At 39.0% G+C, this 8,606-nt stretch carries 8 protein-coding genes; 4 read left to right on the top strand and 4 right to left on the bottom strand.

The genetic code is table 11. The features are described 5' to 3' along the window. The 3 genes from H4J61_RS17845 to H4J61_RS17840 all read left to right on the top strand — a co-directional run. The coding region (locus tag H4J61_RS17845) for an IS630 family transposase (RefSeq protein WP_259363058.1) at nucleotides 1–456 on the top strand (456 nt) is incomplete at its 5' end. After that, nucleotides 383–625: a transposase gene (locus tag H4J61_RS18115; protein WP_404852052.1), complete on the top strand. Its 243-nt coding sequence runs from the start codon at nucleotides 383–385 to the stop codon at nucleotides 623–625. The genes H4J61_RS17845 and H4J61_RS18115, both read left to right, overlap by 74 nt. Next, nucleotides 595–978 carry a transposase gene (locus H4J61_RS17840; RefSeq protein WP_259363057.1) on the top strand — a complete coding sequence of 128 codons (384 nt, stop codon included), beginning with the start codon at nucleotides 595–597 and terminating at the stop codon, nucleotides 976–978. Before H4J61_RS18115 ends, H4J61_RS17840 begins: the two co-directional genes overlap by 31 nt. A 227-nt stretch (nucleotides 979–1,205) precedes the next feature. Here H4J61_RS17840 and adk read toward each other — a convergent pair whose 3' ends face one another. Together adk and htpG are read right to left on the bottom strand one after the other, a co-directional pair. Continuing rightward, the gene (gene adk / locus H4J61_RS02225) at nucleotides 1,206–1,850 is read right to left on the bottom strand and encodes an adenylate kinase (protein ID WP_182137584.1); all 645 of its coding nucleotides are present in this window, start codon (nucleotides 1,848–1,850) and stop codon (nucleotides 1,206–1,208) included. 193 nt (nucleotides 1,851–2,043) lie between these two features. Continuing rightward, a complete protein-coding gene (htpG, locus tag H4J61_RS02220; RefSeq protein ID WP_182183276.1) occupies nucleotides 2,044–4,005 on the bottom strand; it encodes a molecular chaperone HtpG in 1,962 nt (653 codons plus the stop codon). 349 nt (nucleotides 4,006–4,354) lie between these two features. Here htpG and H4J61_RS02215 point away from each other — a divergent pair, with 349 nt between their 5' ends. After that, nucleotides 4,355–5,545 (top strand): YbfB/YjiJ family MFS transporter, encoded by a 1,191-nt coding sequence (locus H4J61_RS02215; protein WP_182183274.1) that lies wholly within the window; start codon nucleotides 4,355–4,357, stop codon nucleotides 5,543–5,545. 1,102 nt (nucleotides 5,546–6,647) lie between these two features. Here H4J61_RS02215 and H4J61_RS02210 read toward each other — a convergent pair. Together H4J61_RS02210 and recR are read right to left on the bottom strand one after the other, a co-directional pair. Further along, the gene (locus H4J61_RS02210; protein WP_259363061.1) at nucleotides 6,648–7,757 is read right to left on the bottom strand and encodes an MBL fold metallo-hydrolase; all 1,110 of its coding nucleotides are present in this window, start codon (nucleotides 7,755–7,757) and stop codon (nucleotides 6,648–6,650) included. Between the two features lie 42 nt (nucleotides 7,758–7,799). Beyond that, nucleotides 7,800–8,405 carry a recombination mediator RecR gene (gene recR, locus H4J61_RS02205; protein ID WP_182137581.1) on the bottom strand — a complete coding sequence of 202 codons (606 nt, stop codon included), beginning with the start codon at nucleotides 8,403–8,405 and terminating at the stop codon, nucleotides 7,800–7,802. Nucleotides 8,406–8,606 lie beyond the last annotated feature (201 nt).

The following is an 8,606-nucleotide window of genomic DNA, read 5'->3' as shown; positions in this document are numbered from 1 at the left end:
CGAATGCGGGTTCGTTTGATGGCGCTTTCTCATATCAAAAGTGGCGCTAATAACACACAGACAGCACGAAACTTACATATTAGTCGACGTATTGTTAATGACTGGGTTAAAAGATTTTATGAACAAGGTCTTGATGGTTTAAAAGAAAAACCTCGCTCTGGACGACCTTGTAATCTAAATGAACAACAGCTCTCCCAACTAAGCCAGTACATTCATGATAATAGTATTAAACCCAAAGGCGGAAGGCTCAAAGCACAAACACTTGTTGCTTATATTACGCAAGAATTTAAAGTCGACTATTCAGTTGATAATATTTATCGGCTTTTACATCAGCTAGGCTTCTCATGGATAACGAGTCGGTCAAGGCACCCTAAGCAATCAGATGAAGTACAAGAAGCTTTTAAAAAAATTCGAAATGGAAATGATCCGTACGATCCCGTGGAATGTCAGCCTTAAAAATGTAGATGTGTGGTTTCAAGATGAAGCACGCTTTGGCCAGCAGAATACAACGACAAGGCTCTGGGCAAAAAAAGGAACAAGACCAAGAGCGGTTAAGCAACAGCAGTTTGAGTATGCTTATCTTTTTGGTGCTGTTTGCCGGCAACAGGAGATACCGAGGCATTAATAGCGCCAATCATGAATATGGATGTGATGGAAAAACACTTAGCATTGATTGCCCAAAAGGTACCCAAAGGAAGACACGCCGTGATAGTTGTGGATGGTGCAGCTTGGCATCAAGTCCATTTAACCGAAAAATTTGATAACTTATCAATTATAAAGTTGCCCCCTTATTCACCTGAACTAAATCCTATTGAGCAAGTATGGCAATGGCTGAGGCAGAATGAATTAGCGAACAGATGTTTTAGTGGATATGAAGATATTGTTAATGAATGTAGTCGAACCTGGAATATTTTTGTTTCAGATGCATCTAGGGTGATAGATCTTTGCTCTAGAGATTGGATAAAAGTGGGAAGTTAATTAATCAAATTGGTATTAATTAGATAAGCAATAAACATCTGCAGCAGGTTTTATTTTTGTCTGTCTTGATAGTAAAAAAGTTAAATTTCATTAAACCTGATGGACTGAAGTCCAGCCTACATAAAGCCTTAGATTTTATTTGGCACAAAAAAATCCCTTCATACTAAACATAAAAAAGCTCGCATAAGCGAGCTTCATATTTCATAACTTAGCATTCAGTGCTTAACTTATGATAGTTTCTCATCTAACAATGAGCTCACTTGTTCAACCGGTTGTGTGCCATCAATCGTTAAATAGGCACAAGCGTTAGCTTTAGCTTCGCCTTGGTAGTAGTCAACTAATGGTTTAGTTTGTTCGTGATAAATACCTAAACGCTTACGTACAGTTGCTTCTTCGTCATCTGGACGCACAGATAAGTCGTCACCCGTTACATCGTCTTTACCGTTTTCTTTTGGCGGATTGTAAACGAGATGATAAACGCGACCTGAACCGGCATGAACACGACGGCCTGCCATGCGTTCAACAATCACTTCATCTGGTACATCAAACTCAATAACGTGGTCAACAGTAACGCCACTCGCTTTCATTGCATCAGCTTGTGGAATTGTGCGTGGAAAGCCATCAAGTAAGAAACCGGCTTTACAGTCGTCTTGGGCTATACGCTCTTTAACCAAACCAATAATTAATTCATCAGATACAAGCTGTCCTGCGTCCATCACTGCTTTGGCTTTTTGGCCGAGTTCAGTGCCTGCTTTAATCGCAGCACGAAGCATGTCACCGGTAGAGATTTGTGGAATGCCAAATTTAGCCATTAAGAATTGTGCTTGAGTACCCTTACCGGCACCTGGTGCACCTAATAAAATAATGCGCATTTAGTATAACCCTATTTAATTAATGAATTAGTATTGTGAAAGAGCAAACACTATACATATTCAAAGGGCTTCAAACAAGTAGCTAGCGGTGCAAAAAAACAAAAAAGGAGCTAAAAAGCTCCTTTTTTTGACTAAAGTCTAATGATAGTCGAATGATAATATGACCTAGATCATTATTTAACCTAACTGCAGTTTATTTAGTTAGGCTCAACATTAGTTTGTTCAAACGAGCAACAAAAGTTGCTGGGTCTTTCAAACTGCCCCGCTCTGCTAACATGGCTTGTTCAAATAAAACTTCAGTCCATTGTGTGAACTTTTCATCGTCTTGCTCTTCAGCAACGTGCTTGATCAAGTCATGCTCAGCGTTAATTTCAAAAATTGGCAATGAATCTGGTACTTCTTGACCCACTGATTGCATCAACTTCATCATTTGGCTGCTCATATCATGTTCATCAGCAACAATACAAGCCGGTGAATCGGTTAAGCGTTGTGATATTTTAACGTCTTTGGCTTTACCTGCAAGCGCAGCTTTTATACGAATAACAACTGAGTCGAATTCTTGCTCAAGTTTTTCTTGTGCTTCTTTCGTTTCAGCATCATCCATATCACCTAAGTCTAAACCACCACGGGTAACTGATTGTAATTGCTTACCATCAAACTCAGTTAAATGGCTTACTAACCATTCATCAATTCGATCAGCCATCAATAGTACTTCAATGCCCTTTTTGCGGAACACTTCTAGATGAGGGCTGTTTTTAGCCGCTTCAAAACTATCAGCAACGACATAATAAACTTTATCTTGGCCTTCTTTCATCCGTTCAACGTATTGCGCAAGTGAAACACTTTGCAGGCTGTTATCTTCATGAGTAGAAGCAAAACGCATGAGCTTAGCAATAGCATCTTTATTAGAAGAATCTTCTGCTGGACCTTCTTTTAGTACTTGACCAAATTCGTTCCAGAATAGTTGATATTGCTCAGCATCTTTGTTGCCCAATTTTTCAAGCATTTTTAAAACACGTTTAGTACAACCCTTACGTATGGCTTGCGTGATTTTATTATCTTGTAAAATTTCACGTGATACGTTTAAAGGCAAATCATTTGAGTCCAATAAGCCTTTTACAAAACGTAAATAACTTGGCATGAATTGCTCGGCGTCGTCCATAATAAACACACGTTGAACAAATAATTTTAAACCATGCTGTTTCTCACGGTTATGCATATCAAACGGGGCTTTAGATGGAATGTAAAGTAATGAAGTATATTCAGTTTTACCTTCTACTTTATTATGTTCCCATAAAAGTGGGTCACCAAAGTCATGTGATACATGCTTATAAAACTCTTTATATTCTTCGTCAGTAATCTCAGACTTTTCTCGTGTCCAAAGTGCGGTGGCTTTGTTCACAGGCTCCCATATAGCAGGAACAGCGTCGCGTGCTTCAACGGCTGGTTTTGTTACTTCACCTTCATCATCTTTTACTTCTTCAATCGCGTCAACACCCGGTACTTCTGGTGTTAACATTTCAACTGAAACAGAGATATGGTCTGAATACTTAGTGACAATAGTTTTTAAACGCCAATCATCAGCATACTCACTTTCTTCTTCTTTTAAGTGAAGAATAATGTCAGTACCACGGTTGGTTTTTTCAATTTTAGCGGTAGTGAATTCACCTTCACCAGCACTTGTCCATTCAACACCTTCTGAAGCATCAACGCCGGCAGCACGTGAACGCACAGTAACCGAGTCAGCAACGATAAATGCTGAGTAAAAGCCGACACCAAATTGACCAATTAATTGTGAGTCAGACGCTTGGTCACCAGAAAGTTGTGAGAAAAATTCAGCAGTACCTGATTTGGCAATAGTCCCTAAATGCTCAACGATTTGGTCATGTGTCATACCAATACCGTTATCAGAAATAGTCAGGGTATTGTTTTCTTTATCGCAACTTACTCGTACACGTAAATCACCGTCACCTTCATATAAATCAGCATTCGATAATGCTTTAAAACGTAATTTATCAGCGGCATCAGCAGCGTTTGAAACTAACTCGCGTAAGAATATTTCTTTATTTGAATAAAGTGAGTGGATCATCAACTGTAATAGTTGCTTTACTTCGGTTTGAAAACCGTGAACTTCTTTTTGGCCTGTCTCAGACATCTGGAAACTTCCTACTCTAACTAACATTAAAATGATTGTTTATCGTGAATATTAAACATCATTATCCAATACTCACTCGATAGTTAACATGTGGGGGTGGCGATAAGGTTTTCAAGCAAGAAATTAAAAAAACATCAGAGATAATAGTTCTGTTCGACTTTATCATTGCTTGGCTTTAATTTTATTTCTCGCTATTTTTATATACGCTTAATAACAAATAATGATTTGCTTTCAGTAACTTCTGTCCTTACATTAGAGTATTAGCTTGTTTGTGCTCTAATGACCAAAATTGGCTCAATTACTGTCTTTTTATCAGTATTGACCGTAAGCGATAACACAGGAATTTAACATGTTGCTTGATCGAAATAACAATGCCGCAATCTTATTGGCTGGCATTTTAGCCTTAGTCGTTGGTGTTGGCGTCGCGCGTTTTGCCTTTACCTCATTACTGCCATCCATGTTGGAAAACCACCTCAGTATCGCTTTCGCCGGTGTACTCGCGTCAATTAACTATGTTGGATATTTATCGGGTTCAATTTTCTCTATTTTTATTAAAGATATTCATGCCAAAGTGAAATTTTTCCGCATTGGCTTAGCCTTGTGTGTTATCACATCACTGGTACTGGCTTTTACCGAAAACAATACTATTTGGCTACTGTCTCGCCTATTTGCAGGCTTTGGCGCGGCGATGGCATTAGTGGTTGGCTCTGCCATCGTGATGTCAAAACTACAAAATACCAATAAAACCAAAGCAATGGGTATACACTTTAGTGGTTTAGGTTTTTCAATATTGGTGTCTGACTTAATCATGCGCAGTGTTTTTGCCTATAGTGACAATTGGCAACATGCTTGGTTAGCTTTAGCGATTGCGGGGGTAATATTCGCCTGCTATTCCGCCTATATTCTCAGTTTTGACAAGCAAGGGGCTGACAAAGTTATTAGCCACAAATTTGATAAATCGTTATTTACGCCACTGGTGATTGTGTTAGCGCTGGCCTACTTCACCGAAGGTGTTGGCATGGTGGTACAAGCGACCTTTCTTCCTGACATAGTAAACTCACTGCCAGGGTTAGCGGGTTATGGCGGCTATGCTTGGTTAGCGGTTGGTTTAGCGGGTATTCCTTCTTGCATTATTTGGATGCGTTTAGCACACAGGTTCAATAGTATCGACATTATGATGGTGGCGATGGCACTGCAGGTCATTGCTATTTTAATCCCGACCTTCTCTGCCAATATATGGCTTAATTTACTCAGTGGCGTGTTATACGGTGGCACCTTTATTGGCCTTGTTTCACTGTTTATGAATTTTGGTGGCCAATTAGCCGGTAAAAACCCCGTGTTTATCATGGGGGTAATTACTGCAGCTTATGGCGTTGGGCAAGTAGTTGCACCACTTTATTGTGTGGCGTTAATCGCGCAATTTAACAATTATAACGCGGCACTGTATTTAACCGCTTTTATTGTTCTATGTGGCATATTATTACTCAAATATGCGAAAAATAATTTAATGACTCATAACCAACTTGCGAGTAATTTATAGATGATTAATTAAAACGCTCTGTTCGACAACAAGGCGTTAAGTTATGAGGTCTTATTTTTAAAAGGCTAGAGAGGAAAGAGTATGTTAGCTAATTGTTTTATAGATCTTTTGTAGCTCTTTTGTAGGTCGGACTTCAGTCCGTCAAACGCTTAGCAGACGATCAAGGCAATGGGTTAATAATAAATCTGCAGCAGGTCTTTTTTTGTTGAGCCATCTTAATACCAAAAAAAGTTAAATTTCATTTAACCTGATGGACTAAAGTCCAACCTACATAGGGCCTACGGGTGATAATATAGCGTTAGGCAATTGTTTCATAGATCTTTTGTCGGTCTTTTATAGCTCTTTTGTAGGTCGGACTTCAGTCCGTCAAACGCTTAGCCGACGATCAAGGCAATGGGTTAATAATAAATCTTCAGCAGGTCTTTCTTTGTTAGGCAATCATAATACAAAAAAAAGTTAAATTTCATTTAACCTGATGGACTAAAGTCCAACCTACATAGGTCCTACGGGTGATAATATAGCGTTAGGAAATTGTTTCATAGATCTTTTGTCGGTCTTTTATAGCTCTTTTGTAGGTCGGACTTCAGTCCGTCAAACGCTTAGCCGACGATCAAGGCAATGGGTTAACAAAAAATATGCAGCAGGTATTGCTTTGTTACCCAACATTAATACCAAAAAAGTTAAATTTCATTTAACTTGATGGACTAAAGTCCAACCTACATAGGGCTTACGGGTGATAGTATAGCGTTAGGCAATTGTTTTATCGGTCTTTTATAGCTCTTTTGTAGGTCGGACTTTAGTCCGTCAAACGTTTAGCGGGGGATCAAAGTAATGGGCCAATAAATATCTGCAGTGGCTGTTGTTTTTGTTTTTTTTATCGGCATTTGTGCTGAAGAAAGTTAAATTTTATTTAACTTTATGAATTAAAGCCCAACCAAGCGAGTAAACCTGATAGCCACTAACCGACAAACTTTATACCTGCCCGCCGCCAAATAGCATATTAAAAACATTGGCCATACTAAAATTGTGATGATTAACACTGAGCTTAACTAGCCTTTATTCAACCAGTAAGCGTGTTGAATAAATTTAAGCATAGCTGCTGCTAAAAGGTAACTTCTTCACCTTCATTTAAAATATGTAAAGGTATTGGCGAGTTCATTGCTTTATGCATTTTTAATAAGCGTAATAACGGCGAATGAGAACTATGATCGCCCATTTTCCAGCTATTATTGCCATAACCCCATGGGATCATGACTTTACAGTTTAGCGCTTGCGCCGCTACTAAAGCATCTTCGGGCGTGGTGTGAACATAGCGATACCATGCGCTATTTTCTCGATGAAAATACGAAGCAATTGGCATCAAGCAAACATCCATATCACCATAACGCTGTTGAATATCTTTAAAATGCTCTGAATATCCGGTATCGCCCGCAAAAAATATCCGTTGACCTTGGTGTTCGATAACCCAACCGCCCCAAAGCGTAACATCTTTATCTTCGTATAAATAAGGGATTAAAATTCGACTACTAAAATGATGTGCAGGCACAAAGTTAATCTTCAGCTCGGCTAATGTAGTTTTTGAAAACCAAGCCATTTCATTAATGCGATAGCCGTTATTAGGAAAATGCGCTGCAAAACCTAAAGGCACAAAATATTGCGTATCGGTGCCAATTTTTTCAATATCAGCTTTGTTAAAATGATCATAGTGAATATGTGAGTACAATACAGCGTCAACATCGCCAATTTCACTGAGCGATGGCCACTGTGGTTCATTACGAAAAAAGCCGGCGCTTAACTTAAAAGCCCAATTCACTGGCCAATCAAATTGTTCACTCACTGGGTCTAGCAGTAAGGTACTGCCTTCAGGACTTTTGATATAAAAACTAGCGTGCCCAAGCCAGCGAAAGCTAAAACCTGTGTTGACCTTAGGTGGCGATTGTTCACCAATAAAGCGACAATTTTCAGCCGGTGTTTCACATTCAACGACTGGTGAGGACTGATAACAATTGTCCTTACAGGTAATTAAGTAACTTTTTTTGCCGGGATATAAATTAGAAAAACGTGTGGGTTTAGCTAAACTTTCTTTATATTTTATAACAGAGTCAGCTTGTTCTATCTGCCTTAACTGATTTTTTGCTGTGCAGCCAGTGAGTAGAATAAAGCAGACAATACTCACTATCTGCAACGCCATGATTTTTCGCAAACTAAACATTATTTGCAAGCTAATAACTCCTAAAACTGATGTTTATCAAGACTAAAAGCTATAATTTTTACGACCTGACAGTGCATGTGACAAGGTATTTCCGTCAACATATTCTAGTTCACCACCGACCGGCACACCGTGAGCAATACGTGAAATTTTAACATCGTAGGTTTGAGTCAGTTCAGCAATAAAGTGCGCGGTGGCTTCTCCTTCCACGGTCGGGTTAGTCGCCAAGATCACTTCGCTAAATTGCCCTGTCGCCAATTGTTTTTCCAACACGTCTAAACCTAAATCGTCTGGACCAATACCATCAAGGGGGGATAAATGTCCCATTAAAACAAAATAAAGCCCTTGAAACTCACCCGTTTGTTCAATAGCAATAACATCACCTGGTGTTTCAACAATACACAGTTGCGCCGCTATTTTACGCTTTGGACTCAGGCAGATATCGCACAAGGCTTCTTCAGTAAATGTACGACATTGTTCGCAATGACCAATATTTTCCATGGCCCGAGCCAAGGTTTGTGAAAGCTTGTTACCGCCATGACGGTTTCGCTCAAGTAAATGAAAGGCCATACGCTGCGCTGATTTTGCACCAACCCCAGGTAAACATTTTAATGAATCAATAAGTTCTTGAACTAACGGGCTAAATTTCATTACAACTCTTTCTAGGCTTATAGCAAATCGACTAATTAATGGCTCGGTTTGCTATTATTAATTTTTGCAAAGTGCTTGGCTAAAGAGTTATTGCCATTAATCCTATGACTCTTTATCAAGCAAACGAATAATTTTCAAAACGGAGTTTATCACTCGATTTAACGATTGATAATAAATAATTAAAAAAATTTATTACCTTCA

The sequence above is a fragment of the Colwellia sp. MB3u-4 genome (assembly GCF_014077065.1).
GTDB lineage: Bacteria > Pseudomonadota > Gammaproteobacteria > Enterobacterales > Alteromonadaceae > Cognaticolwellia.
Note: the sequence above shows the minus strand (reverse complement) of the source record. Positions and strands in the feature narration are given on the sequence as shown.